Annotated in this window: 27 protein-coding genes and 1 pseudogene; 21 read left to right on the plus strand and 7 right to left on the minus strand. The window is 52.6% G+C overall.

Translation table 11 applies throughout. The features are described 5' to 3' along the window. The first annotated feature begins 233 nt into the window (after positions 1–233). From pduA to C2U43_RS16445, 21 genes are all read left to right on the plus strand, one after another. On the plus strand, positions 234–515 hold the full coding sequence (pduA, locus tag C2U43_RS16345; RefSeq protein ID WP_003030255.1) for a propanediol utilization microcompartment protein PduA: 282 nt from the start codon (positions 234–236) through the stop codon (positions 513–515). After that, positions 515–1,327: a propanediol utilization microcompartment protein PduB gene (gene pduB / locus C2U43_RS16350; RefSeq protein ID WP_003834129.1), complete on the plus strand. Its 813-nt coding sequence runs from the start codon at positions 515–517 to the stop codon at positions 1,325–1,327. The genes pduA and pduB overlap by 1 nt, the downstream gene beginning before the upstream one ends. Before the next feature lie 18 nt (positions 1,328–1,345). Next, positions 1,346–3,010, plus strand: coding sequence for a propanediol dehydratase large subunit PduC (gene pduC, locus C2U43_RS16355; protein ID WP_003030249.1), 1,665 nt, complete (start codon positions 1,346–1,348; stop codon positions 3,008–3,010). 10 nt (positions 3,011–3,020) lie between these two features. Next, entirely contained in the window at positions 3,021–3,695 is a 675-nt protein-coding gene (gene pduD, locus C2U43_RS16360) for a propanediol dehydratase medium subunit PduD (RefSeq protein WP_103285489.1), read from the plus strand. Positions 3,696–3,709: 14 nt separating this feature from the next. Then, on the plus strand, positions 3,710–4,228 hold the full coding sequence (gene pduE / locus C2U43_RS16365) for a propanediol dehydratase small subunit PduE (RefSeq protein ID WP_103285490.1): 519 nt from the start codon (positions 3,710–3,712) through the stop codon (positions 4,226–4,228). 15 nt (positions 4,229–4,243) lie between these two features. Further along, the gene (locus tag C2U43_RS16370) at positions 4,244–6,076 is read left to right on the plus strand and encodes a diol dehydratase reactivase subunit alpha (protein ID WP_103285491.1); all 1,833 of its coding nucleotides are present in this window, start codon (positions 4,244–4,246) and stop codon (positions 6,074–6,076) included. Continuing rightward, complete coding sequence (locus tag C2U43_RS16375) at positions 6,066–6,416, plus strand: glycerol dehydratase reactivase beta/small subunit family protein (protein ID WP_003834139.1); 351 nt, start codon at positions 6,066–6,068, stop codon at positions 6,414–6,416. The genes C2U43_RS16370 and C2U43_RS16375 overlap by 11 nt, the downstream gene beginning before the upstream one ends. A gap of 19 nt (positions 6,417–6,435) precedes the next feature. Further along, positions 6,436–6,711 carry a propanediol utilization microcompartment protein PduJ gene (gene pduJ / locus C2U43_RS16380; RefSeq protein ID WP_001057752.1) on the plus strand — a complete coding sequence of 92 codons (276 nt, stop codon included), beginning with the start codon at positions 6,436–6,438 and terminating at the stop codon, positions 6,709–6,711. A gap of 24 nt (positions 6,712–6,735) precedes the next feature. Continuing rightward, on the plus strand, positions 6,736–7,200 hold the full coding sequence (locus C2U43_RS16385) for a BMC domain-containing protein (protein ID WP_048235096.1): 465 nt from the start codon (positions 6,736–6,738) through the stop codon (positions 7,198–7,200). Continuing rightward, positions 7,200–7,832: a phosphate propanoyltransferase gene (locus C2U43_RS16390; RefSeq protein ID WP_103285492.1), complete on the plus strand. Its 633-nt coding sequence runs from the start codon at positions 7,200–7,202 to the stop codon at positions 7,830–7,832. The genes C2U43_RS16385 and C2U43_RS16390 overlap by 1 nt, the downstream gene beginning before the upstream one ends. After that, positions 7,829–8,320: a microcompartment protein PduM gene (gene pduM / locus C2U43_RS16395; protein ID WP_103285493.1), complete on the plus strand. Its 492-nt coding sequence runs from the start codon at positions 7,829–7,831 to the stop codon at positions 8,318–8,320. The genes C2U43_RS16390 and pduM overlap by 4 nt, the downstream gene beginning before the upstream one ends. A 3-nt stretch (positions 8,321–8,323) precedes the next feature. Beyond that, on the plus strand, positions 8,324–8,599 hold the full coding sequence (locus tag C2U43_RS16400; protein ID WP_003030211.1) for a EutN/CcmL family microcompartment protein: 276 nt from the start codon (positions 8,324–8,326) through the stop codon (positions 8,597–8,599). 8 nt (positions 8,600–8,607) lie between these two features. Continuing rightward, positions 8,608–9,615, plus strand: coding sequence for a two-domain cob(I)yrinic acid a,c-diamide adenosyltransferase PduO (pduO, locus tag C2U43_RS16405; protein ID WP_103285494.1), 1,008 nt, complete (start codon positions 8,608–8,610; stop codon positions 9,613–9,615). Further along, on the plus strand, positions 9,612–10,997 hold the full coding sequence (pduP, locus tag C2U43_RS16410; RefSeq protein ID WP_103285495.1) for a CoA-acylating propionaldehyde dehydrogenase PduP: 1,386 nt from the start codon (positions 9,612–9,614) through the stop codon (positions 10,995–10,997). The genes pduO and pduP overlap by 4 nt, the downstream gene beginning before the upstream one ends. 10 nt (positions 10,998–11,007) lie before the next feature. Further along, a complete protein-coding gene (locus tag C2U43_RS16415) occupies positions 11,008–12,120 on the plus strand; it encodes a 1-propanol dehydrogenase PduQ (RefSeq protein ID WP_103285496.1) in 1,113 nt (370 codons plus the stop codon). Further along, entirely contained in the window at positions 12,117–13,472 is a 1,356-nt protein-coding gene (pduS, locus tag C2U43_RS16420) for a cobalamin reductase PduS (RefSeq protein WP_103285497.1), read from the plus strand. The genes C2U43_RS16415 and pduS overlap by 4 nt, the downstream gene beginning before the upstream one ends. A 2-nt stretch (positions 13,473–13,474) precedes the next feature. Then, entirely contained in the window at positions 13,475–14,029 is a 555-nt protein-coding gene (gene pduT / locus C2U43_RS16425; protein WP_003030201.1) for a propanediol utilization microcompartment protein PduT, read from the plus strand. Next, entirely contained in the window at positions 14,029–14,379 is a 351-nt protein-coding gene (gene pduU / locus C2U43_RS16430; RefSeq protein WP_008785151.1) for a propanediol utilization microcompartment protein PduU, read from the plus strand. Before pduT ends, pduU begins: the two co-directional genes overlap by 1 nt. 4 nt (positions 14,380–14,383) lie before the next feature. Then, entirely contained in the window at positions 14,384–14,836 is a 453-nt protein-coding gene (gene pduV, locus C2U43_RS16435; RefSeq protein WP_008785152.1) for a propanediol utilization protein PduV, read from the plus strand. Then, positions 14,821–16,035 (plus strand): acetate/propionate family kinase, encoded by a 1,215-nt coding sequence (locus C2U43_RS16440; protein ID WP_103285498.1) that lies wholly within the window; start codon positions 14,821–14,823, stop codon positions 16,033–16,035. The genes pduV and C2U43_RS16440 overlap by 16 nt, the downstream gene beginning before the upstream one ends. Positions 16,036–16,127: 92 nt before the next feature. Further along, the gene (locus C2U43_RS16445) at positions 16,128–16,994 is read left to right on the plus strand and encodes a GHMP family kinase ATP-binding protein (protein ID WP_103285499.1); all 867 of its coding nucleotides are present in this window, start codon (positions 16,128–16,130) and stop codon (positions 16,992–16,994) included. 40 nt (positions 16,995–17,034) lie between these two features. Here the strand turns inward: C2U43_RS16445 and C2U43_RS16450 are convergent, their stop codons facing one another. The 7 genes and pseudogenes from C2U43_RS16450 to phsA form a co-directional block, all read right to left on the minus strand. Continuing rightward, complete coding sequence (locus C2U43_RS16450; protein ID WP_003834176.1) at positions 17,035–17,370, minus strand: DUF496 family protein; 336 nt, start codon at positions 17,368–17,370, stop codon at positions 17,035–17,037. A 238-nt stretch (positions 17,371–17,608) separates the two neighbouring features. After that, positions 17,609–18,667 carry an FUSC family protein gene (locus tag C2U43_RS16455; protein ID WP_008785155.1) on the minus strand — a complete coding sequence of 353 codons (1,059 nt, stop codon included), beginning with the start codon at positions 18,665–18,667 and terminating at the stop codon, positions 17,609–17,611. A 107-nt stretch (positions 18,668–18,774) separates the two neighbouring features. Then, positions 18,775–19,242 carry a DNA gyrase inhibitor SbmC gene (gene sbmC / locus C2U43_RS16460; protein ID WP_008785156.1) on the minus strand — a complete coding sequence of 156 codons (468 nt, stop codon included), beginning with the start codon at positions 19,240–19,242 and terminating at the stop codon, positions 18,775–18,777. A gap of 123 nt (positions 19,243–19,365) precedes the next feature. Beyond that, positions 19,366–20,538, minus strand: coding sequence for a serine-type D-Ala-D-Ala carboxypeptidase DacD (gene dacD / locus C2U43_RS16465; RefSeq protein ID WP_032941959.1), 1,173 nt, complete (start codon positions 20,536–20,538; stop codon positions 19,366–19,368). Between the two features lie 139 nt (positions 20,539–20,677). Continuing rightward, positions 20,678–21,445 (minus strand): thiosulfate reductase cytochrome B subunit, encoded by a 768-nt coding sequence (gene phsC / locus C2U43_RS16470; RefSeq protein WP_032943904.1) that lies wholly within the window; start codon positions 21,443–21,445, stop codon positions 20,678–20,680. Next, positions 21,442–22,020, minus strand: coding sequence for a thiosulfate reductase electron transport protein PhsB (gene phsB / locus C2U43_RS16475; protein ID WP_003834185.1), 579 nt, complete (start codon positions 22,018–22,020; stop codon positions 21,442–21,444). Before phsB ends, phsC begins: the two co-directional genes overlap by 4 nt. Positions 22,021–22,034: 14 nt before the next feature. Then, positions 22,035–23,960: pseudogene (phsA, locus tag C2U43_RS16480) on the minus strand (thiosulfate reductase PhsA); the annotation flags it as partial. Positions 23,961–23,969: the final 9 nt, after the last annotated feature.

The raw sequence follows: 23,969 nt of genomic DNA on the forward strand, positions 1-23,969 counted from the left end.
AAATGATATTTAAACTGTCACTCGGAAAAGTGTAAATATGGAATTAACATAACCAAATAGTCACATTACTTAAACTAAAAATAACCAACAAAAACAAATTGTTATGATGACATATAGCAATTTTATCTCACCATAACCCCACTATTTTTTCACTCTTACTTTCAACTCAGCCATTCTTTTTCCTCGCTTCTTTTTATAGTCATGAAAATCGGGACAACCCAGGCGAGGTCTTTATGCAACAAGAAGCGTTAGGAATGGTAGAAACCAAAGGCTTAACTGCAGCCATAGAGGCCGCAGATGCAATGGTGAAGTCAGCCAATGTAATGCTGGTCGGCTACGAAAAAATTGGTTCGGGGCTGGTAACAGTCATTGTCCGTGGCGATGTCGGCGCAGTCAAAGCAGCAACAGATGCAGGTGCCGCCGCAGCCCGTAATGTGGGAGAAGTGAAAGCCGTACACGTCATCCCACGCCCGCATACCGATGTAGAAAAAATCTTACCGAAGGGAATTAGCTAATGAGCAGCAATGAGCTGGTTGAACAGATCATGGCGCAGGTGATTGCTCGCGTGGCAACGCCGGAACAGCAGGCTATCCCTGAAAATAATCCTCCAACACGAGAAACGGCTATGGCAGAGAAAAGCTGCAGTTTAACGGAGTTTGTCGGTACCGCGATTGGCGACACCGTCGGTCTGGTAATCGCCAACGTAGACAGCGCCCTACTGGACGCGATGAAACTTGAAAAACGGTATCGCTCCATTGGCATCCTTGGCGCCCGTACTGGCGCAGGCCCGCACATCATGGCCGCCGATGAAGCGGTAAAAGCCACCAATACTGAAGTCGTCAGTATTGAGTTACCACGTGATACCAAAGGCGGCGCAGGTCATGGTTCGCTGATTATTCTTGGCGGCAACGATGTTTCCGACGTGAAACGCGGCATTGAAGTCGCACTGAAAGAACTGGATCGCACCTTTGGCGATGTTTATGCCAACGAAGCCGGTCACATCGAAATGCAGTACACCGCACGCGCCAGCTACGCGCTGGAAAAAGCCTTTGGCGCACCGATTGGCCGTGCCTGTGGCGTTATCGTCGGCGCGCCAGCATCCGTTGGTGTCCTGATGGCCGATACGGCCCTGAAATCCGCCAACGTGGAAGTTGTGGCCTACAGCTCCCCTGCCCATGGCACCAGCTTCAGTAACGAAGCCATTCTGGTTATTTCGGGTGACTCTGGCGCTGTTCGTCAGGCCGTTATCTCCGCCCGTGAAATCGGTAAAACCGTACTCGGGACCCTCGGCTCAGAGCCGAAAAACGATCGTCCGTCCTACATCTGATATCAGTGAGGCTGATTCATGAGATCGAAAAGATTTGAAGCACTGGCGAAGCGCCCTGTGAATCAGGATGGTTTCGTTAAGGAGTGGATCGAAGAAGGCTTCATTGCGATGGAAAGCCCGAACGACCCCAAACCGTCGATTAAAATCGTCAACGGTACAGTCACTGAACTGGACGGTAAATCCGCCAGTGAATTTGACTTAATCGACCATTTCATTGCCCGCTATGGCATTAACCTGGCGCGCGCTGAAGAGGTCATGGCGATGGACTCGGTCAAACTGGCCAATATGCTTTGCGACCCTAACGTGAAGCGCAAAGACATTGTGCCGCTGACCACCGCAATGACGCCGGCAAAAATTGTCGAAGTGGTGTCCCATATGAACGTCGTTGAGATGATGATGGCGATGCAGAAAATGCGTGCTCGTCGTACACCATCTCAACAAGCGCACGTCACTAACGTCAAAGATAACCCGGTGCAGATTGCCGCTGATGCCGCTGAAGGCGCATGGCGCGGGTTTGACGAACAGGAAACAACCGTTGCCGTTGCACGTTATGCGCCATTTAACGCCATTGCGCTGTTAGTCGGCTCACAGGTTGGACGCCCGGGCGTATTAACCCAGTGCTCGCTGGAAGAAGCTACCGAACTTAAACTCGGCATGCTAGGCCACACCTGCTACGCGGAAACCATCTCCGTCTATGGTACTGAACCTGTCTTTACCGACGGCGATGACACGCCATGGTCGAAAGGCTTCCTCGCCTCGTCCTATGCTTCCCGTGGTCTGAAAATGCGCTTTACCTCCGGCTCTGGCTCAGAAGTTCAAATGGGTTACGCCGAAGGCAAATCAATGCTTTATCTGGAAGCCCGCTGCATTTACATCACCAAAGCTGCGGGTGTACAGGGCCTGCAAAACGGTTCAGTAAGCTGCATCGGTGTCCCTTCCGCCGTGCCGTCAGGCATTCGTGCAGTGTTGGCTGAAAACCTGATCTGTTCCTCTCTGGATCTGGAATGCGCCTCCAGCAACGACCAAACCTTTACCCACTCGGATATGCGTCGTACTGCGCGTCTGCTGATGCAGTTCCTGCCGGGTACTGACTTCATTTCTTCTGGTTATTCCGCGGTGCCGAACTACGACAACATGTTTGCGGGTTCGAACGAAGATGCTGAAGATTTTGACGACTACAACGTTCTCCAGCGTGACCTGAAAGTAGACGGTGGTCTGCGCCCGGTTCGCGAAGAAGATGTTATCGCCATTCGTAACAAAGCGGCACGTGCGCTGCAGGCCGTCTTTGCCGGGATGGGATTACCACCAATCACTGATGAAGAAGTGGAAGCTGCGACCTACGCCCACGGTTCGAAAGATATGCCGGAACGTAACATCGTTGAAGACATCAAGTTTGCACAAGAGATCATCAATAAAAACCGTAACGGTCTGGAAGTGGTGAAAGCCCTAGCTCAGGGCGGATTTACCGATGTCGCTCAGGACATGCTCAACATCCAGAAAGCCAAGTTAACCGGGGATTACCTGCATACCTCCGCCATTATCGTTGGCGACGGACAGGTGCTATCCGCCGTCAATGATGTTAACGACTATGCCGGTCCGGCAACAGGTTATCGCCTGCAGGGCGAACGCTGGGAAGAAATCAAAAACATCCCTGGCGCACTTGATCCCAACGAGCTTGGCTAAGGGGTGAAAAATGGAAATTAATGAAAAACTACTGCGCCAGATAATTGAAGATGTGTTGTCTGAAATGCAGACCAGCGACAAACCCGTCTCTTTCCGCGCATCTACAGCGGCAAGCGCACCTCAGGCTGCGGCGACACAGGGAGACAGCTTTCTGACCGAGATTGGTGAAGCCAAACAAGGCCAGCAACAGGACGAAGTGATTATTGCCGTAGGGCCGGCATTCGGGCTCTCGCAAACCGTCAATATCGTAGGTATCCCGCATAAGAATATCTTGCGCGAAGTGATTGCCGGTATTGAAGAAGAAGGTATTAAAGCGCGCGTTATCCGCTGCTTTAAATCCTCCGATGTGGCGTTTGTCGCCGTTGAGGGGAACCGTCTGAGCGGTTCCGGGATCTCTATCGGCATCCAGTCAAAAGGTACCACGGTTATCCACCAGCAGGGGTTACCGCCGCTTTCAAACCTGGAGCTGTTCCCTCAGGCACCGCTTCTGACGCTGGAAACCTATCGTCAGATCGGTAAAAACGCCGCGCGTTATGCCAAGCGTGAATCTCCGCAACCGGTCCCTACTCTGAATGACCAGATGGCCCGTCCTAAGTACCAGGCGAAATCAGCCATTCTGCACATTAAAGAGACCAAATACGTTGTGACAGGCAAAAACCCGCAGGAACTGCGCATGGCGCTTTGATAAAGGATACCTCCATGAATACCGACGCAATTGAATCGATGGTTCGGGATGTGTTGAGCCGGATGAACAGCCTGCAAGGCGAGTCTGCGACTCCGCCCGCGGCGAGTTCATCAGCACATACCGCGAAAGTCACGGATTACCCTCTCGCGAATAAACATCCTGAGTGGGTAAAAACTGCGACCAACAAAACGCTGGACGACTTCACGCTTGAAAATGTTCTGAGCAACAAAGTGACCGCGCAGGACATGCGCATCACCCCTGAAACACTGCGCCTGCAGGCGGAAATCGCCAAAGATGCCGGACGTGACAGGCTGGCGATGAACTTCGAGCGTGCAGCCGAGCTAACCGCTGTTCCTGACGATCGCATTCTTGAGATCTACAACGCGCTGCGCCCGTACCGCTCAACAAAAGATGAGCTGATGGTTATCGCCGACGATCTCGAAAATCGTTATCAGGCAAAAATCTGTGCAGCTTTCGTTCGTGAAGCGGCAGCGCTGTACGTTGAGCGTAAAAAACTCAAAGGCGACGACTAACTCAGGGAAAGGATCATGCGATATATAGCTGGCATTGACATAGGCAACTCATCAACGGAAGTCGCTCTGGCAACTCTCGATGAGTCTGGCGTGCTGAGCATCACCGGCAGCGCGCTGGCAGAAACCACCGGAATTAAGGGCACATTACGTAATGTGTTTGGCATTCAGGAGGCCCTTACGCTGGCGGCAAAAAACGCCGGTATCAATGTCAGCGATATTTCGCTCATCCGTATTAACGAAGCCACCCCGGTCATTGGCGACGTGGCGATGGAAACAATAACCGAAACCATCATCACTGAATCCACCATGATCGGCCATAACCCTAAAACACCGGGCGGCGTCGGGTTAGGCGTGGGCGTCACTATTACGCCGGAAGACCTTCTCAGTCGCCCGGCGGATACGCCCTATATTCTGGTGGTGTCATCGGCATTTGATTTCGCCGATGTCGCTACGATGATTAATGCCTCCGTCCGTGCCGGATACCAGTTGACTGGCGTTATTTTGCAGCAGGACGACGGTGTGTTGGTCAGTAATCGTCTGACTCATCCCCTGCCCATCGTCGATGAAGTCCTTCATATCGACCGTATCCCGTTGGGGATGCTGGCTGCCATTGAGGTCGCCGTACCAGGAAAGGTCATTGAAACCCTTTCTAACCCCTACGGCATTGCAACTGTCTTTGGCCTCAATGCTGATGAGACTAAAAACATTGTTCCGATGGCACGGGCGCTGATCGGCAACCGTTCAGCCGTGGTGGTGAAAACGCCGTCAGGTGATGTGAAAGCACGAGCGATTCCTGCCGGAAATCTGGAGCTACAGTCTCAGGGTCGTACCGTACGGGTCGACGTTGCCGCGGGCGCCGAAGCGATTATGAAAGCGGTCGGTGAATGCCCAAAACTGGATAACGTGACCGGAGAAGCTGGCACCAATATTGGCGGCATGCTGGAGCATGTGCGCCAGACGATGGCTGAATTAACCAACAAACCCAGTCATGAAATTTTTATTCAGGATCTGCTGGCGGTCGATACCTCGGTACCCGTTAGCGTGACGGGTGGACTTGCCGGTGAGTTCTCGCTGGAACAGGCTGTCGGCATAGCCTCCATGGTGAAATCAGACCGCCTGCAAATGGCGATGATTGCCCAGGAGATCACGCAAAAGCTCAACATTGATGTCCAGGTTGGCGGGGCCGAAGCCGAAGCTGCCATTCTGGGAGCCTTAACAACTCCGGGCACAACACGACCACTGGCTATTCTGGATCTCGGCGCGGGTTCAACCGACGCTTCTATCATCAATCCTAAGGGCGAAATTATTGCCACGCACCTGGCAGGCGCAGGCGATATGGTCACGATGATCATTGCCCGTGAACTGGGCCTGGATGACCGTTATCTCGCTGAAGAGATTAAAAAGTATCCGTTGGCGAAAGTTGAGAGCTTGTTCCACCTTCGCCACGAAGACGGCAGCGTTCAGTTCTTCCCTGCGCCTCTCCCACCAACGGTTTTTGCGCGCGTGTGCGTAGTGAAACCCGATGAACTGGTGCCACTGCCTGGTGAACTGGCGCTGGAGAAAGTACGGGCCATTCGTCGCAGCGCCAAGGAGCGCGTTTTCGTTACTAACGCACTCAGAGCGCTACGTCAGGTCAGTCCGACCGGGAACATTCGGGATATTCCCTTTGTGGTGCTGGTTGGCGGCTCATCTCTGGATTTTGAAGTTCCACAGCTGGTCACCGATGCTCTGGCGCATTATCGACTGGTTGCCGGGCGCGGCAACATTCGTGGTACCGAAGGTCCGCGCAATGCGGTTGCGACAGGACTGATTCTCTCCTGGCATAAGGCATTCGCTCATGGAAAGTAATCTCACCACACCAGCCATCGTTATCTTCACCAGTGCTGACTGTGCTGACGTCTGGAATGACGTACTGCTGGGTATTGAAGAAGAAGGGATCCCCTTTGTGATTCAGGAGAGTAGCTCAACTGACGTTATCCACAACGCATGGTTGGCCGCCTGCCAGTCTCCATTGCTGGTCGGTATTGGCTGTAGCCGCGAAAAACTGGTCGTGCACTACAAAAACTTACCCACATCAGCACCACTTTTTACGCTGACGTATCAACAAAATAGCCACGATCGCCGCAGCATTGGTAACAACGCTGCGCGGCTGGTTAAAGGCATTCCGTTCCGGGAATGCCACTCATAACCCACAGGAGAAAAGCAGTATGAATAACGCACTGGGACTGGTTGAAACAAAAGGGCTTGTCGGCGCTATTGAAGCCGCTGATGCCATGGTGAAATCCGCAAACGTGCAGTTGGTTGGTTACGAAAAAATCGGCTCTGGCCTTATCACCGTTATGGTTCGCGGTGATGTCGGCGCAGTGAAAGCAGCCGTAGATGCAGGAAGCGCAGCCGCAAGCGCCGTTGGTGAGGTGAAATCCTGCCACGTTATCCCGCGTCCGCACAGCGACGTTGAAGCCATTTTACCTAAATCCGCATAAGTCGTTGCAACCAAGGAGCACAGCGTGAAGCAATCACTGGGATTACTTGAAGTTAGTGGTCTGGCATTAGCCATCAGTTGCGCGGACGTCATGGCGAAAGCCGCCTCCATCACGCTGGTGGGCCTCGAAAAAACCAACGGCTCAGGCTGGACGGTGATCAAGATAATCGGGGATGTGGCCTCCGTCCAGGCGGCCATTTCCACCGGTGTCAGTTTCGCTGACCAGCGAGATGGACTGGTGGCTCACAAAGTCATTTCCAGACCCGGGGATGGGATCCTGTCGCATAGCGTTGTCCTGGAGCCTGAGCCAACGCCCGAACCCATACCAGCCGTAGCGCATGAAGAGATATTTGTAGACCATGATGTACCCGAAGCACCGCAAGATGCAGAGTTGATTAGCTGCAATTTGTGTCTTGATCCTGCCTGCCCTCGCCAAAAAGGCGAGCCGCGCACGCTTTGTCTTCACTCTGGCAAACGAGGTGAAGCGTAATGGATAAACAGCAACTGGAGACCACTGTCGCTAAGGTTCTGGACGAAATGCGCGGGCGCCCGATTCCGCTGGGGATCTCTAATCGTCATATTCATCTGTGCGCTGAAGATTACGGTCGCTTGTTTCCCAATCACCCCATTAGTGAGAAAAAAGGGCTGCTGCAGCCAGGACAATATGCAGCAGAGCAGACTGTCACGCTGGTGGGGCCAAAAGGTCAGTTAAAAAATGTGCGTTTACTCGGCCCGCTACGCAGTACCAGCCAGGTCGAAATTTCTCGTACCGACGCCCGCACGTTGGGGATTGCTGCTCCGCTGCGGATGTCGGGCAATATTCAGGGCACACCCGGTGTTCGTCTCGTCAGCCCATTTGCTGAACTGGACTTAGCATCCGGGGTGATCGTCGCCCAACGGCATATCCATATGTCTCCGCTCGATGCTCTGATTCTGCGGGTTTCCCATGGCGATAAAGTTTCGGTCGCCATTAATGGCGATGAACGTCGACTGATTTTCGATAACGTCGCCGTACGCGTTTCGCCGGATATGCGCCTCGAAATGCATATTGATACAGACGAAGCCAATGCTGCAGGCGCTGATAATCCCCAGGCATTCGCCACACTGGTGACCTCACGATGAACAACGAACTGCTGCAACGCATTATCGAGGAGGTTGTTTCCCGATTAAAAAAACGCGCGGAAAGCACGCTCACTCTTAGCGTCGCGCAGTTACGGGAAATCGATTCACGGACAGTATGCTGCCAGTACTCGTCGCTCCATCTCCAGCAAGTGGATCTGCCATTACTGGAACAAATTGTCGAAGGCTGCCCAGCCAACATGTCGGTGGGAAAGATTCACGACGCGCTGGCATGCGGAGTCCGCGTGAAAATTTCACTACAACACCGATTGTTACCCGCAATCCCCGTGAAAAAACTCGCACGTCTGCCGCTGGAGTTCAATGACGAACGGGGACGAATCATCTTTTTGCATCCTGAGAAGCTTCTCAGCTATGCCGACGTCGCCCAATTAAGGGATGGCGTACTGGTGTTGCGCCGTCGGTGTGTTGTGACGGCTCTGGCTCAGGAAGCAGTCAGTCTGCGAAATGTCCAACTAATTAAGCAGGAGTGAGCTATGCATCTGGCCCGGGTTACAGGCGTTGTGGTTTCCACGCAAAAATCCCCATCACTGGTGGGAAAAAAACTGTTGCTGGTACGTCGGGTAAGTGCTGACGGAGAGCTTCCTGCATCCCCGGTGAGTGGAGATGAAGTCGCTGTTGATTCTGTCGGCGCAGGGACCGGCGAACTGGTATTACTCAGCAGCGGATCCAGCGCCAGACACGTTTTTTCTGGCCCTAACGAGGCCATCGATCTGGCTATCGTCGGCATTGTCGACACGCTTTCTCGCTAGGAGGAACTATGGCGATTTATACCCGCACTGGTGATGCCGGAACAACAGCCCTCTTTACCGGACAGCGCGTGAGCAAAACGCATCCACGCGTGGAAGCCTACGGTACGCTGGACGAACTGAATGCGGCGCTAAGTCTGTGCATTTGTGCAGCGAAAAACCCGCAGCACCAGCAGTTACTTGAGAATATCCAGCTGCAGCTTTTTTGGTTCAGCGCCGAACTGGCAAGCGAAAGCGAAGAACCAACGCCAGAGCAGCGCTACATCAGCTCGGAAGAAATTGCGGCACTGGAAGCTGCCATCGATACCGCAATGGGAAGAGTACCGCCCCTGCGCAGCTTTATTCTACCTGGCCGCAGCGAAGCCGCCAGCCGACTGCACTTTGCCCGTACGCTGGCACGCCGTGCAGAGAGACGACTGGTCGAGCTCTCCACCGAGATATCCGTCAGACACGTGCTGATGCGTTATATCAATCGCCTGTCCGACTGCTTATATGCGCTTGCACGAGCAGAAGATCATGACGCCCATCAAAACGACATCATTCAGAAAGTGGCTGAGCGCTATCTCGCTGCCGTTCAAGCACCAGCCATAAAGGAGCCGACTATGTCTCTGTCTTTTCAGGAGCTCCACCAACTCACTCGCGCTGCGGTGACGAGAGCAGAAGAACTTCAGGTTCCGGTCGTCATAAGCATTGTTGATGCGAACGGGACCCAAACGGTGGTCTGGCGCATGCCTGACGCATTACTCGTGAGTAGCGAACTGGCACCCAAAAAAGCCTGGACTGCCGTGGCGATGAAAACCGCCACACATGAGCTGACATCGGCAGTGCAACCCGGCGCTGTGCTTTACGGTCTGGAAAGCCATATGCAGGGAAAAGTCGTCACCTTCGGTGGCGGGTACGCATTATGGCGTGAGGGTTTACTCCTCGGGGGTCTTGGCATCAGCGGAGGAAGCGTTGAACAGGATATGGACATTGCAGAAACGGCCATTGCGGCGATTAACGTGAGAACACATCAATGAATACTTCAGAACTTGAAACCCTTATTCGTAACATTTTGAGTGAGCAACTCGCCCCGGCAAAAACAGAAGTTCAGGGTAACGGTATTTTTCCGTCCGTTGGCGAAGCTATCGATGCAGCGCATCAGGCTTTTCTGCGTTACCAGCAATGTCCATTGAAAACCCGCAGCGCCATCATAAACGCCCTACGCGAAGAACTGACGCCTCATCTTGCTTCACTGGCCGCTGAGAGCGCTACCGAAACGGGTATGGGCAACAAAGAGGATAAGTTCCTTAAAAATAAAGCCGCGCTGGACAACACCCCGGGTATCGAAGATCTCACCACCACGGCGTTAACCGGCGACGGCGGCATGGTGTTATTCGAGTATTCACCGTTTGGCGTGATTGGTTCTGTCGCCCCCAGTACAAACCCGACAGAGACCATTATTAACAACAGCATCAGCATGCTGGCGGCAGGGAATAGCGTTTACTTCAGTCCGCATCCGGGTGCTAAAAAGGTTTCACTCAAGCTGATTGCCATGATTGAAGATATTGCTTTCCGTTGCTGCGGAATTCGTAATCTTGTCGTCACGGTCACAGAACCCACTTTTGAGGCTACCCAGCAGATGATGGCGCACCCTAAAATCGCAGTTCTGGCGATTACCGGTGGCCCTGGCATTGTTGCTATGGGCATGAAAAGCGGGAAAAAAGTCATCGGCGCAGGCGCAGGAAATCCACCCTGCATTGTTGATGAAACGGCCGACCTGGTTAAGGCGGCGGAAGATATCATCAATGGCGCATCCTTTGATTACAACCTCCCCTGCATTGCTGAGAAGAGCCTGATTGTTGTTGATGCCGTTGCCGAACGACTGGTTCAACAGATGCAGTCTTTTGGTGCGATGCTTCTCAATAGCGAAGAGGTAGACAAACTGCGCGCTGTCTGTCTACCAGAAGGCATAGCCAATAAAAAACTGGTGGGTAAAAGCCCGGCAACCTTACTGGAAGCAGCAGGAATACCGGTTCCGGCAAAAGCACCTCGACTACTGACAGGCATCGTCAAGGCTGACGACCCGTGGGTTACCAGCGAGCAATTGATGCCAATGCTCCCCGTCGTAACGGTGAGCGATTTTGACAGTGCATTAACGTTGGCCCTGAAAGTTGAAGAGGGATTGCATCACACCGCCATTATGCATTCGCAAAATGTGTCACGTTTGAACCTTGCCGCGCGCACGCTTCAGACCTCCATCTTTGTGAAAAATGGCCCCTCTTACGCCGGGATCGGCGTTGGTGGTGAAGGTTTTACAACCTTCACTATTGCGACGCCAACCGGTGAAGGAACAACATCTGCGCGCACTTTCGCACGCTCTCGTCGTTGCGTGCTGACAAACGGTTTTTCTATTCGCTAATGGGGCCGTTATGAATAGCTTTTCACTGCAAACTCGATTGTACAGCGGCCAGGGAAGTCTGGATGTACTCAAGCGTTTCACGAATAAGCATATCTGGATTATCTGCGATGGTTTTCTCGCACGTTCTCCCCTGATTGAAAAGCTGCGCAACGCTCTGCCAGCGGATAACCGCATCAGCATTTTCAGCGATATCACCCCCGATCCCACCATCGGTACGGTAGTACAAGGGATTGCACAAATGCAGTCCCTGCGACCGGACGTCGTGATGGGTTTTGGTGGCGGCTCAGCACTGGACGCCGCAAAAGCCATCGTCTGGTTCAGCCGACAGTTCGGTATTGAAATTGAAACCTGTGTTGCAATTCCCACCACCAGCGGCACAGGCTCCGAGGTAACCAGTGCCTGCGTGATTAGCGATCCGGATAAAGGCATTAAATATCCATTGTTTAATAATGCACTTTACCCGGACATGGCCATCCTTGATCCAACGTTGGTTGTCAGCGTACCACCTGCCATCACCGCGAATACCGGCATGGACGTGTTAACGCATGCGCTGGAGGCTTACGTGTCCACGAAGGCCAGCGACTTCACAGACGCACTGGCTGAAAAAGCGGCTCAAATCGTCTTCCAGTACCTGCCTGTCGCCGTCAGCAAAGGCGACTGTCTGGCAACCAGGGGGAAAATGCACAATGCATCAACGCTCGCGGGAATGGCATTTAGTCAGGCTGGACTGGGGATCAATCATGCGATTGCCCATCAGTTGGGGGGTCAGTTTCATCTGCCGCATGGACTTGCCAATGCGCTGCTGCTGACCCATGTCATTCATTTTAATGCCCGCGACCCGCGGGCTGCGAAGCGCTATGCCCGTTTCGCTAAAGCCTGCCATTTATGCCCGGATAACGCGAACGATACAGCGGCATTGAATGCGCTCATTCATCATATCGAGCTACTGAAAAAACAGTGTGCGTTGCCTTCTTTTGTTGACGCGCTTAAAGACGGAAAGCAAGCCTGGTCACAACGTATCCCATTGATGGTTCAGGCCGCGCTGGCTGACGTCACGCTGCAAACCAATCCTCGTGTTGCTGATGCCAGTGCCATGCAGGAACTGCTTGAGGAATTATTATGAAGACAGCCATGACGGCAGAGTCCACGCTTTATGATGCGCAGAACATTCGCGAACGCGTTCGCGCAGCGGGTGTTGTCGGAGCCGGAGGCGCAGGCTTTCCTGCTCACGTAAAATTACAGGCGCAGGTCGATACATTTCTGGTCAATGCGGCTGAATGTGAGCCAATGCTGAAAGTTGACCAGCAGTTGATGGCCGTCCAGGCTGAGCGACTTATCCGCGGCGTTCAATATGCCATGACGGCGACCGGAGCCAGTGCCGGAATTATTGCGCTCAAAGAGAAATACCAAAAGGCTATCAATGCATTAACGCCCCTTCTGCCTGCCGGGATCCGCTTACATATTTTGCCTGATGTCTACCCGGCTGGTGACGAGGTTCTGACCATCTGGATGGCAACAGGTCGGAGAGTTCCGCCTGCCGCGCTGCCGGTTAGCGTCGGTGTGGTGGTCAATAACGTCCAGACCGTGCTCAACATCGCCAGAGCAGTTGAGCAGCAGTACCCCGTGACGCGTCGTACCCTGACTGTTAACGGCGCAGTCGCCAGTCCCATCACACTCACTGTCCCTATCGGAATGTCTTTACGTGACGTTCTGGCGCTGGCCGGTGGCGCAACCGTTGACGATCCCGGCTTTATTAACGGTGGTCCGATGATGGGCGGCCTGATTACTTCACTGGATACCCCCGTAAGCAAGACCACCGGGGGCCTGCTGGTTTTGCCTAAGTCTCATGCGTTAATTCAGCGGCGGATGCAGGATGAACGCACCGTGCTTTCTGTAGCAAAAACCGTTTGCGAGCAGTGCCGTTTGTGTACGGATTTGTGCCCAAGGCATTTGATCGGCCATGAATTATCCCCGCACCTGTTGGTTCGTGCGGTTAATTATCAGCAGGCGGCCACACCGCAGCTGCTGCTCACGGCCCTGACCTGTTCAGAATGCAACGTGTGTGAAAGCGTAGCCTGCCCGGTTGGGATTTCACCGATGCGCATCAACCGTATGCTGAAACGCGAGCTGCGGGCGCTCAACCATCGTTATGAAGGGCCGCTAAATCCTGAGGATGAAATGGCGAAGTACCGGCTGATCCCGGTTAAGCGCCTTATTACCAAACTGGGTCTTAGCGACTGGTATCACGATGCGCCACTGGCTGAGACTGATTATTCCACAGATAAAACGACGCTGTTGTTACGCCAGCATATTGGTGCCAGCGCCATCCCATGTGTAGAACAAGGCGAACGCGTTGTTCGCGGTCAATGCGTTGCCGATGTGCCGTCCGGTGCATTAGGCGCGCCTGTTCACGCCAGCATTGACGGTATTGTCAGCGAAATCACTGAGCAATCTATCACGGTAATTAGAGGTTAATCATGTCTCAGGCTATAGGGATTTTAGAACTCACCAGCATTGCCAAAGGGATGGAAGCTGGTGATGCCATGTTAAAAAGCGCGAATGTGAATTTACTCGTCAGCAAGACCATCTGCCCGGGAAAATTTCTACTCATGCTCGGTGGTGACGTAGGTGCCGTACAACAGGCGATTGCCACTGGAACATCTCTTGCTGGCGATATGCTCGTTGACAGTCTGGTACTCCCCAACATTCATGCCAGCGTACTCCCCGCAATCAGCGGACTAAACAGCGTGGATAAGCGTCAGGCTGTTGGAATTGTCGAAACATGGAGCGTTGCTGCCTGCATCTGCGCCGCCGACCGGGCGGTTAAAGCCTCCAACGTCACGCTGGTACGTGTCCATATGGCATTTGGTATTGGCGGCAAGTGCTACATGGTCGTTGCTGGCGATGTATCCGATGTGAATAACGCAGTGACGGTTGCCAGTGAAAGCGCGGGTGAAAAAGGCCTGCTGGTTTACCGCTCTGTCATACCCCGCCCGCATGAAAGCATGTGGCGACAAATGGTGGAGGGATAATGGAAAGACAACCCACCACGGATCGAATGATTCAGGAATATGTACCTGGCAAACAGGTCACGCTGGCGCATCTTATTGCTAATCCAGGTAAAGATTTGTTCAAGAAGCTGGGATTACCAGATGCGGTTTCCGCAATCGGTATTCTGACCATTACCCCCAGCGAAGCCTCAATCATCGCCTGTGATATCGCCACGAAATCAGGGGCGGTAGAGATTGGTTTTCTCGACCGGTTTACCGGTGCGGTGGTACTGACGGGTGATGTTTCCGCCGTTGAGTACGCGCTGAAACAGGTAACCCGAACGCTGGGCGAAATGATGCGTTTTACCGCGTGTCCCATCACCCGGACGTAATCTCATGAAACGTATCATGCTAATTGGCCCCAGCCAGTGCGGTAAAACATCGCTCACGCAGTGCATGCGGGGAGAAGCGCTTCACTATCAGAAGACCCAGGCCATAGTCTGGTCTCCTACGACAATAGACACACCGGGTGAATATCTTGAGAACCGCTGCCTGTACAGTGCGCTGCTGGCCAGCGCCTGTGAAGCAGACATTATTGCGCTGGTACTCAATGCTGACGCGCCGTGGTCACCATTTTCTCCCGGTTTTACCGGACCAATGAACCGACCCGTTATTGGCCTCGTTACCAAAGCCGATTTAGCCAATCCGCAGCGTATTTCTCTTGTGGAGAGTTGGTTAGTTCAGGCTGGTGCGCAAAAAGTATTTGTCACCAGCGCGCTGGAGAATACTGGGGTCGATGAGATGTTCATTTTTCTGAATGCAAAGGAACCTTCATGTCTCACAAAATAATGGCCATTAATGCAGGTAGTTCCTCGCTTAAATTTCAACTACTGGCGATGCCGCAGGGTGAAATGATCTGTCAGGGGTTGATTGAACGTATCGGTTTGTCTGATGCGCAGGTCACCCTAAAAACGCCAGCGCAGAAATGGCAGGAGACTTTGCCCGTAGCCGATCATCGTGAAGCCGTAACGTTGCTCCTGGAAAAACTGCTCAACCACCACATTATCAACAGTCTGGAAGAGATCGACGGCGTGGGTCATCGCGTCGCGCACGGCGGAGAATCTTTTAAAGACTCCGCGCTGGTAACTGATGAAACGCTGGCAGAAATCGAGCGACTCGCGGAACTGGCCCCTCTGCATAACCCGGTAAATGCGTTGGGGATCGCGGTATTCCGCCAGCTATTGCCCAAAACACCAGCCGTTGCGGTGTTCGACACCGCCTTTCATCAAACGCTTGATGAGCCTTCTTTCATCTATCCCCTGCCCTGGCGTTACTATGCAGAGTTGGGTATTCGTCGCTATGGTTTTCATGGTACCAGCCACAAATACGTTAGCTCACAGCTTGCTGAAAAACTGGGTGTACCACTCAGCGCCCTGCGCGTTGTTTGTTGTCATCTGGGCAACGGCAGCAGCATCTGCGCCATCAAAGGCGGACAATCGGTGAATACGTCAATGGGCTTTACGCCGCAGTCTGGCGTGATGATGGGCACGCGAAGTGGCGATATCGATCCGTCCATTTTACCGTGGATTGCCCTGCGAGAAGGCAAAACACCGCAGCAGCTCAACCAATTGCTCAACAATGAGTCCGGATTGCTCGGTGTTTCTGGCATCTCACCTGACTACCGCGACGTTGAACATGCCGCAGATACGGGCAATCACCAGGCTGCGCTGGCGTTGACGCTTTTTGCTGAGCGCATTCGTGCCACCATTGGTAGCTATATTATGCAGATGGGCGGTCTGGATGCCCTGGTGTTTACCGGTGGTATTGGCGAAAACTCCGCACGGGCGCGCGCTGCGATTTGTCGTAACCTGAATTTCCTGGGGCTGGCCGTTGATGAGGAAAAAAATCAGCGTAATGCCACCTTCATTCAGACGGAAAATGCGATGGTCAAAGTGGCGGTGATTAATACCAATGAAGAGCTGATGATTGCGCAAGACGTTATGCGTTTAGCGATATCTGAAACTGTGACATTGGACATTCCTGCATAATACTGCCGCACCGCAAATTGCGGCAAATCATGGTAATAGCGCGATCGCCATGACACTATGCGCCGAAGATTTCTGATCACATAGGTGAAGACGTGGCTGTTGCGCAATGTCCCGCATCGTGCGGAGAACTTATCCAGGGCTGGATTCTGGGCAGTGAGAAATTGGTCTCCTGCCCGGTTGAATGGTATAGCACCGTTGAGGTCACTTCAGGTTCACCGCTGACAGATGAACGTCCACTTTCGCGGGCGATGGTTGAGAGGTTATTGCTGCACTGGCAATACTCGGCACAAATGAGTCAGGATATTCGAATTGATGTCCAGTCAACCATTCCTGTCGCTAAAGGGATGGCCAGCAGCACAGCGGATATCGCCGCCACGGCAATCGCCACGGCGCAGTATCTGGGTCATCAGCTAGACGAATCCACTCTGGCGCAGCTTTGCGTTTCGCTGGAACCTACCGACAGCACCGTTTTCCGCCAGCTTACGCTGTTCGATCACAACGACGCCTCCACGCAAATTGCCTGTGAAGCCCAGCCTCAACTCGATCTGCTGGTTCTCGAAAGCCCGGAAACCTTGCTTACCGCTGATTATCACCGTACTCCACGCCAGTCAGGGTTACTTGCAGGCGCTCCAGCGCTGAAACGCGCATGGGAAAAGGTACAGGAAGCATGTATCAGTCAAAATCCTTATCGGATGGGTGAAGCCGCCACGCTGAGCGCGATCGCCAGCCAGTTGCTGTTACCTAAACCAAATTTTGATTCACTTTTAGCGCTGGTAGAAGAATGTGATTTATACGGTGTCAACGTTGCGCACAGTGGCAGCGTAGTCGGTCTGATGCTCGACAGAAAGCGTCATGATGTGGACTACATTAAATGGATGCTGACGCAGAAAAAATTAACGGAACACTGGCCGGAACAGCATTTGTTGCGGATGGTAACTGGCGGGGTCGAACTGCAATAAGGGCCGCCGCTATGCAGCGACCCGGACAAGCATAAAATCGTTACTCGGCTTTCGCTTCGCCGTTTTTCACTTCGCCCATCGCTTTCAGCTTTTTAGAGATGTCGCGGCGCTCTTTAGAGATCTCAGCGTTTTTGATGATGTAATCATCAACACGATCTTCATAATCGCTTTTCATGCTGGCGATAATGCCCTGAATCGCTTCCACGCTCATTCCAGGCTTGATGTAGTCGCTCAGGTTGTCCAGCAGCAGAACACGTTTCTGGTTGTCACGGATCTTTTTCTCAACGTCCTGGATTTCACGTTGCAGTTTGTTTTTACGACGGAACAGACGAACAAATTCCAGCACGTCCTGGAAAGAAGGCTTGGTAGTTTCCATTTTTACACCCCTGATAATGTGAGATTCGGATTCGTTAAAACAACGGCTAAAGTGGGTCAACATTACTTTCATGCCCGCCATACTTCAAGTTGCATCTGCATCGACCATGCATGGTTGAAACCTGAATTATCGAGGGTAAAGCCATTGCAGTTACCAATGGTTTTAGCCTTTTTCAGTATCATACCTCTATTCGTTGCTGAATCGAAGCAGCAGTAGAACCAATCCCCTCATCTGCTCTTTATTTGCGCAGCGCGCGACAGATCAAATGAGAGAGCAACTCCAGCTGTCGCGCCATTTCCATATTTAGCCAAACGTAGCCGTGAATGGGCGTTTCAGCGACATTATCGCCCTTATGCTCAGCAATAAGCTGACGTAACTCCACCACGGTGTCATTGAGTTTTTCCGTATTGGCAAGCACCGGTTGTGGATTACCTTCATACAATGCGTGGGTTATCGTCAGTAGCGCCTGTTGTGTCCTGAGCTGTGTTTCACGCAAAGTATGCGCATTCAACATAACAAAGTGGCTTGTACGGCTGGCCCAGAGCGCATTGATTTGCAGCTCAAGCATGCAGACCAGGTTACGATTAACCGTCTGAATAGCTTCAAAGATTGATTTTTGAATGCGGGTTTCTTTGCTGGCAGGAACGATGAGCCCACGCATTTTGACAACATCGCTTAAAAGCTGTTGTAAATGCTTTTCCAGTCGCGGTTGCTCCAGCAGGTTGGGAGATAGCGCAGCCTGATACACCCGATTGTACCCCGTTACGCAATGCGCCAGCTGAATTCGCCAGTGTATAAATGCCCGCTGCGGCCAGATACCGGTAAACAGCATTGCCAGTAATGAACCCAGAATAACATCGCCACCGCGCCATAACGCTGTGTTCATATCTCCAGCGGGGGCACCCACAACGACCGCAAGCGTTATACCAATCAGCAACGCCTGATACGGCTTTTTACCCAGTGCCAGCCAGCCGCAGAGAAACATCGCCACCGCGCACCATATCAGCATTAGCGGAAGTGAAAAGAGTTCCAGACGAAGAGCCACCAGCCCAAGTACCGAACCCAGAATTGTCCCGCCAATACGCTCAAACGCTCTGGGGACAACGTTCCCCCAAAAGGAAATAGGCCCCATAATTACCACCAACGTAATCAGAGGCCATGTACCTTCAGGAATGTTCAACAGGCGAACCAACAGAAAAGTAAAAAGAAACGCCAGCGCAATGCGAACACCATGCACCACACGATAATGACGATACAAACGAATTTCAAAAGGACTCAGTGACTTATCTGCACGCACTCATGCACTCCGTCAGGGAATTGCAAAGAACAGAATTGTACCTGTTTTTTGAGTGAAAACATCACCCTGATGACCAGGACATTCATCCTGATTTACACCAAAAACAGTTACTTCGACTGTACCGGCACGTACATTTCAATGTCCCAGTAGCCGTCCTCCATGCCATTGTTCATATAAACTTCAAAGCAAGGTTTAGCGGCTATCGCATACGTCGAATCCTGCAGCAGGCGCTCAAAGAACTGATACCACGGCGTCGCGAAGTCATGATTTTCAACGCGCGCAACGGCGATAGCATAGTCGCCCCCCGCCAGTTCGGTCTGGATCACCCCCTCGCTGTTTTCTGGGATCTCAAAACCTTCAGGCACAGACACCACGGTATCACAACGCAGTTTTTCCGCCGGAACAACGTCAGGATTGTCGTAATAAACAGCTATCCATTCCAGCGGTACGATCTGCTTACCGTCGACCCACATCATTAACTGCTCGAAACCCTGCTTTACCGTTTGTTCCCACGGTCCAACCATGTGAAAACCGGCAATTATGCGTTTCTCGACCTGCTTTATCTCGTACTCCATATAACCTCCGTTATTACACTGTATTTATATACAGTGTAATTTTTAGGTATGACGGCCACAAGGAATCAGTGATTATTATGTGAGCAGATTCGCACTCTTGCCAGTCAGGCACATCAGGAAAAACTACGCCTTGTGGTGGAAGTAATCGCTCAAACGCGAGAAGACGCCGCCTTCGTTGACAGACTCCAGCGTAACCAGAGGCCAGTGCGCCACCAGTTTATCCCGATCGTAGAGTTCAATTTCCCCCACACGTTGATGGGCAGCAATGGGGGCAACCAGTTCTTTCTTATCAAGAACATATTTTGCCTTGATATTAGCGACTTCGGCTTTAGGCAGGGCCATCCAGAAATCCTGCTCTGTGCCAAGGCTAATTTTTTCTTTATCGCCGTACCAGATCCGTTCAATACCAACCTGCTTACCGCTACGTAATACCTGCACGGTATCGAAGTTCTGTTGTCCCCATTGCAGCAGTTTTCGCGCCTGGTCTTCACGCCCTTTCGCACTCTCCGCCCCCATCACAACTGCAATCAGGCGGCGCTGCCCATCAACGGCAGAAGCAATCAGGTTGAATCCAGCGCCGGAGGTATGCCCAGTCTTCAGACCGTCGACGTTCATGGTTTTATCCCACAACAAACCGTTACGGTTTTGCTGCGTAATTCCGTTCCAGGTAAGGCTTTTTTCACTGTACATATGGTAGAAATCCGGCTCTCCATGGATGATAGCTCTCGACAGCACGGCCAGATCGTAAGCTGAGCTATGCTGACCTGGCGCATCCAGACCATGTACCGTTTCAAAATGCGTGTCCCGCAGGTTCAGCTTTTGCACATAGTTGTTCATCATCGCGACAAACTGCGGCTGCCCTCCGGCGATGTAATCCGCCAGCGCCACACAGGCATCATTACCGGAATCAACAATTAGCCCGCGACTCAGGTCGCGCACAGAAACGCGATCACCTTCTTTCAGGAACATTAAGGATGAACCGACAAATACCGGATTATCTTTCGCCCAGGCATCGCGCCCTACGGTGACAATATCTGTCGGACTAATACGCTTGCTGTCGATTGCGCGATCGACAACATATCCGGTCATCAGCTTGGTCAGGCTGGCAGGGTTGCGCTGCTGGTGTTCATTTCCGGCTGTCAGGATTTGGCCCGTAGTGTAATCCATTAATACCCACGCACCGGCATTAATTGCTGGAGGCTGTGGAGCGAAACTGGCGACGTCGGTCGCGTACGCGGGCGAAAAACTCATCGCAAATAGTGAAGCGGCAATAAACAAACGGCGTTTCAACAGCATGTCCTCAGGAAATGGAGAAATAGCCGTTCTTTTTACGGAAGTTCTGGCGAACAAACATGGATAAATTGCAAGAAAATGTGACATAAGGCACATTTTCTTGCTGTAAGGAAAGGATTTCAGATATCGACCGCGTCTGGCGTTACCCTTTGCGCGGTGCTGTCTCTGCGTGATGGCTGCGATGACGATGATAGCCATCTATCATGCTGCGGAAAATTTGCCCCGGTGTGTCACCCAGCGTGCACAGGTAAATATGTGCACAGATGAACAGTAAGCCGACAATCGCCAACACCATATGCAGCACCAGCATCAAAGGCCCAGCCCCTACCACCTGCGGGTAGAGGCATAACAACCCGGTGATGATTAGCAGCGGAATCAGCGCATACATGATGGCCAGATAAGCCAGCTGTTGTAGCGGGTTAAATTTACTCTCTGCCGTTGCGGCAAACGGGTGTGGTTCACCCTTCATGATGCCATACAGATAAAAGCGCGTTTGCAACAAGCAGCGTGATATCAACCCGTTAAACTTCACCCGGTAATGACAACCGTTGCCGCTGGTTGCGTTGATTAGCACAAAACCAACCCAGAAGGCCAGCAAGGCGAAACCGCACCAGGTATGTACCTGCACCATCAATGCCACCGGTCCGACAGAGAAGTGACCAAACAGGCCACTCAGCAAAAGCAGGATAAAAAGCAGCGCATTACCCCAGTGCCAGCGGCGGACTGCCAGAGAATAAAGGTAATCCCGGTGCTCTTCTCCGGTTGCCGTCTTGGGTGCCAGCATCCGACGTAACAGCGCGTGCATAACCAGGCCCGCAATCATCAGCACAACAACAACGCCTGCATAAATGAGCCACAGCGGCCAGTAGTCCGGCGCATAGTTAAGCTCTGCTCCCCAGATAGAATTCATGCTTTACCCTCCTGATGGATCTCTTTACGCCGATAAACACTCACCGGACCGCTACGCGTATCCTGCTGGCGATAAACCTCTTTTTGATTTATCCAGTGCTGAATTTCCGGATCGTCACGACGACCAAATTTCAGCGCATCCGTCGGACAAACGGAAACGCAGGCGGGCGATTGACCGCTCTCGAGTCGGGTATCGGCGCAGAAGTTACATTTGTCGGCAATTCCCGTTTGCGGATTGAGATAACGGACATGGAACGGACAAGCGGCAACGCAGTAGTCACAGCCAATACAGCGAGACTTATCCACTTGCACAATGCCATTTTCGTCGCGAAATGATGCACCGGTCGGACAAACGCTGACACACGGCGCATCTTCACAATGCTGACAGGAAACGCGAACAAACTGGAAGTGGGACAGCACCTCGGGTTCATGTTCGGGTGAACGGATCTGCACCTGTAGACGGCTAAATCCCTCTGGCACATCATTCAGAACTTTGCAGGCAACCGTACATGCCTGACAGCCGATACAGCGTTTCTCGTCATGCAGCATGACATAAGGGTTCGTAGATTGATTCATGATGTTCTCCTTTCTCATGCCCGACGAAGCGTAACGCCAGCGGTGTGGACCACCGTACCGGAAACCGGACTGGTAACATGCGGAAGCAAATTACCGCAATGGATACCGTGCGTTGTCGCTGCGGTTTTGGCTCCCGCCTTGGCGCCAAATCCCATATAAACAAACAGCGTATCGGGCCGAATTCCGGCGGTGACCAGCGCTTTGCCTTTTTCCTTGCCGGTCGCATTTTCCAGCCAGATGTCATCACCGCTTTTGATGCCTTTTTCACGGGCCGTTTGCGGGTGGATCCACACCGCGTTATCCCACATCAACTCGCTAAGCAGTGGCACGTATTGCGTCGCACCGTTGGTATGAACCGCCACTTTTCCCTGGATAAAATAGAGTTCGCTGTCGCCTTTAAGCGCAAAATTGCGCGCGCGCGGAATACCGTATCCAGGCAGGAGCGTTTCCAGCTCTTCGGAATAGAGTTCGATTTTTCCTGACGGAGATTTAAAGCGCAGTTGCTCGCCATAGGTACCGTCGCTGTCAACCGCCACCGCGCCCGGATAGCGTTCCACAAACTGACGCACCGCTTCAGGTTCACGCAGCAGCAACGGAACACCCCACTCCCGATACCCTTTCTGACGCAATTCAGCAGATAGCGCATGATCGCCATTAAGCTGGTATAACTGACGCGTTTGCATATCCTGCCATGGATAGAATTGGCCAAGGCCTAACTGCACGGCCAGCTCTTTCCAGATTTGCCAGCTCGGACGCGCATCCCCAATAGGTTCGACTACCTGCTGACGCAGGGCATAGGCGGGATTCAGACCCGACATGTCTGAAACTTCTTCATCGCGCTCAAGGTAAGTACATTCAGGCAAAAGGTAGTCGGCATACGCCGCGCTTTCGCTTAAATAGACATCACAACTGACCACAAGGTCGAGCTGTTCAACGGTTTTGACCAGATCAGGTCGACAGGTTACGGTTTGGAAAGGGTTGTGTCGGGACATAACCCATCCCTTCACCGGATAAGGCGTCTGGTTTAACACAGCATCAATGATGCTTTGCACCACACCACCGCCCGCCGCGATGTACTTAAACTGCGGGGCTACCAGATCGATACGCTGCGCCGTTGGCTTGGGTAATTTGACATCGGGTTTTGCCAGCACCGGAGCGACCTTCTCTCCAGCCAGCTTATTGTAAGTTGCCGCCGCTTTTTTCTGATACAAACCGCCTTCACGCTCAATATTGCCAAGCAGCACATTGAGGGTAAAAATCATGCGCCGCATATCAATTTCTTCTTGCGAAAACGTCGCGCGATGGCCCGGACTGACGATGGCATGAGGCGCGCAGGCGGCCATTTCGCGGGTGACCCGAACAATGACATCAGCAGGCACATCCGCGAGCTGCTGCGCCCATTCCGGCGTGGTCTCTTGTACCGCTTCTGCCAGTTGCTCAAACCCCGTGGTGTAGCGCGCCACAAAGTCCGCGTCATACAGATTTTCATTGATCATGACGTGACACATAGCCATCAGCACCGGTAAATCGCCGCCCGGCTTGAGCGCATGCCATTCATCCGCCTTGCTGGAGAATACGGACAGACGGGGATCGAAGCTGACCATCTTCGCCCCCTTCTCCTGCGCGGTCATCAGCTCATGCGTATCAGCAACCTCGATCCCTTCATAGAGGTTATGGCCAAAAGAGACCATATAACGGGTATTGGCGATATCCATGGCTAAATCGCCACCCATCATAACTTTAGCGGCAATGGCTTTACCGGCAGGACACGTTGATGCGTGAGTAAAGGTATTCGGTGACCCGAAAGCCGTCGCGAGGTGAAATAAATGGCCAGACAGCGAGCCAGATTTAGACGAGAAGACGACTCCCTGGGGACCATATTGCGTTTTTATTGCCGTCATTTTTTCGGCGATTTCTTTATACGCCTGTTCCCAGCTAAGGAAGGTGCG

This window comes from Citrobacter freundii complex sp. CFNIH9, assembly GCF_002903305.1.
Lineage (GTDB): Bacteria > Pseudomonadota > Gammaproteobacteria > Enterobacterales > Enterobacteriaceae > Citrobacter > Citrobacter portucalensis.

Bases quoted from the DNA above. Each gene is read 5' to 3' on its own strand.
- pduA (WP_003030255.1), top strand. From the start codon at position 234: ATGCAACAAGAAGCGTTAGGAATGGTAGAAACCAAAGGCTTAACTGCA.
- pduB (WP_003834129.1), top strand. From the start codon at position 515: ATGAGCAGCAATGAGCTGGTTGAACAGATCATGGCGCAGGTGATTGCT.
- pduC (WP_003030249.1), top strand. From the start codon at position 1,346: ATGAGATCGAAAAGATTTGAAGCACTGGCGAAGCGCCCTGTGAATCAG.
- pduD (WP_103285489.1), top strand. From the start codon at position 3,021: ATGGAAATTAATGAAAAACTACTGCGCCAGATAATTGAAGATGTGTTG.
- pduE (WP_103285490.1), top strand. From the start codon at position 3,710: ATGAATACCGACGCAATTGAATCGATGGTTCGGGATGTGTTGAGCCGG.
- C2U43_RS16370 (WP_103285491.1), top strand. From the start codon at position 4,244: ATGCGATATATAGCTGGCATTGACATAGGCAACTCATCAACGGAAGTC.
- C2U43_RS16375 (WP_003834139.1), top strand. From the start codon at position 6,066: ATGGAAAGTAATCTCACCACACCAGCCATCGTTATCTTCACCAGTGCT.
- pduJ (WP_001057752.1), top strand. From the start codon at position 6,436: ATGAATAACGCACTGGGACTGGTTGAAACAAAAGGGCTTGTCGGCGCT.
- C2U43_RS16390 (WP_103285492.1), top strand. From the start codon at position 7,200: ATGGATAAACAGCAACTGGAGACCACTGTCGCTAAGGTTCTGGACGAA.
- pduM (WP_103285493.1), top strand. From the start codon at position 7,829: ATGAACAACGAACTGCTGCAACGCATTATCGAGGAGGTTGTTTCCCGA.
- C2U43_RS16400 (WP_003030211.1), top strand. From the start codon at position 8,324: ATGCATCTGGCCCGGGTTACAGGCGTTGTGGTTTCCACGCAAAAATCC.
- pduO (WP_103285494.1), top strand. From the start codon at position 8,608: ATGGCGATTTATACCCGCACTGGTGATGCCGGAACAACAGCCCTCTTT.
- pduP (WP_103285495.1), top strand. From the start codon at position 9,612: ATGAATACTTCAGAACTTGAAACCCTTATTCGTAACATTTTGAGTGAG.
- C2U43_RS16415 (WP_103285496.1), top strand. From the start codon at position 11,008: ATGAATAGCTTTTCACTGCAAACTCGATTGTACAGCGGCCAGGGAAGT.
- pduS (WP_103285497.1), top strand. From the start codon at position 12,117: ATGAAGACAGCCATGACGGCAGAGTCCACGCTTTATGATGCGCAGAAC.
- pduT (WP_003030201.1), top strand. From the start codon at position 13,475: ATGTCTCAGGCTATAGGGATTTTAGAACTCACCAGCATTGCCAAAGGG.
- pduU (WP_008785151.1), top strand. From the start codon at position 14,029: ATGGAAAGACAACCCACCACGGATCGAATGATTCAGGAATATGTACCT.
- pduV (WP_008785152.1), top strand. From the start codon at position 14,384: ATGAAACGTATCATGCTAATTGGCCCCAGCCAGTGCGGTAAAACATCG.
- C2U43_RS16440 (WP_103285498.1), top strand. From the start codon at position 14,821: ATGTCTCACAAAATAATGGCCATTAATGCAGGTAGTTCCTCGCTTAAA.
- C2U43_RS16450 (WP_003834176.1), bottom strand. From the start codon at position 17,370: ATGGAAACTACCAAGCCTTCTTTCCAGGACGTGCTGGAATTTGTTCGT.
- sbmC (WP_008785156.1), bottom strand. From the start codon at position 19,242: ATGGAGTACGAGATAAAGCAGGTCGAGAAACGCATAATTGCCGGTTTT.
- dacD (WP_032941959.1), bottom strand. From the start codon at position 20,538: ATGCTGTTGAAACGCCGTTTGTTTATTGCCGCTTCACTATTTGCGATG.
- phsC (WP_032943904.1), bottom strand. From the start codon at position 21,445: ATGAATTCTATCTGGGGAGCAGAGCTTAACTATGCGCCGGACTACTGG.
- phsB (WP_003834185.1), bottom strand. From the start codon at position 22,020: ATGAATCAATCTACGAACCCTTATGTCATGCTGCATGACGAGAAACGC.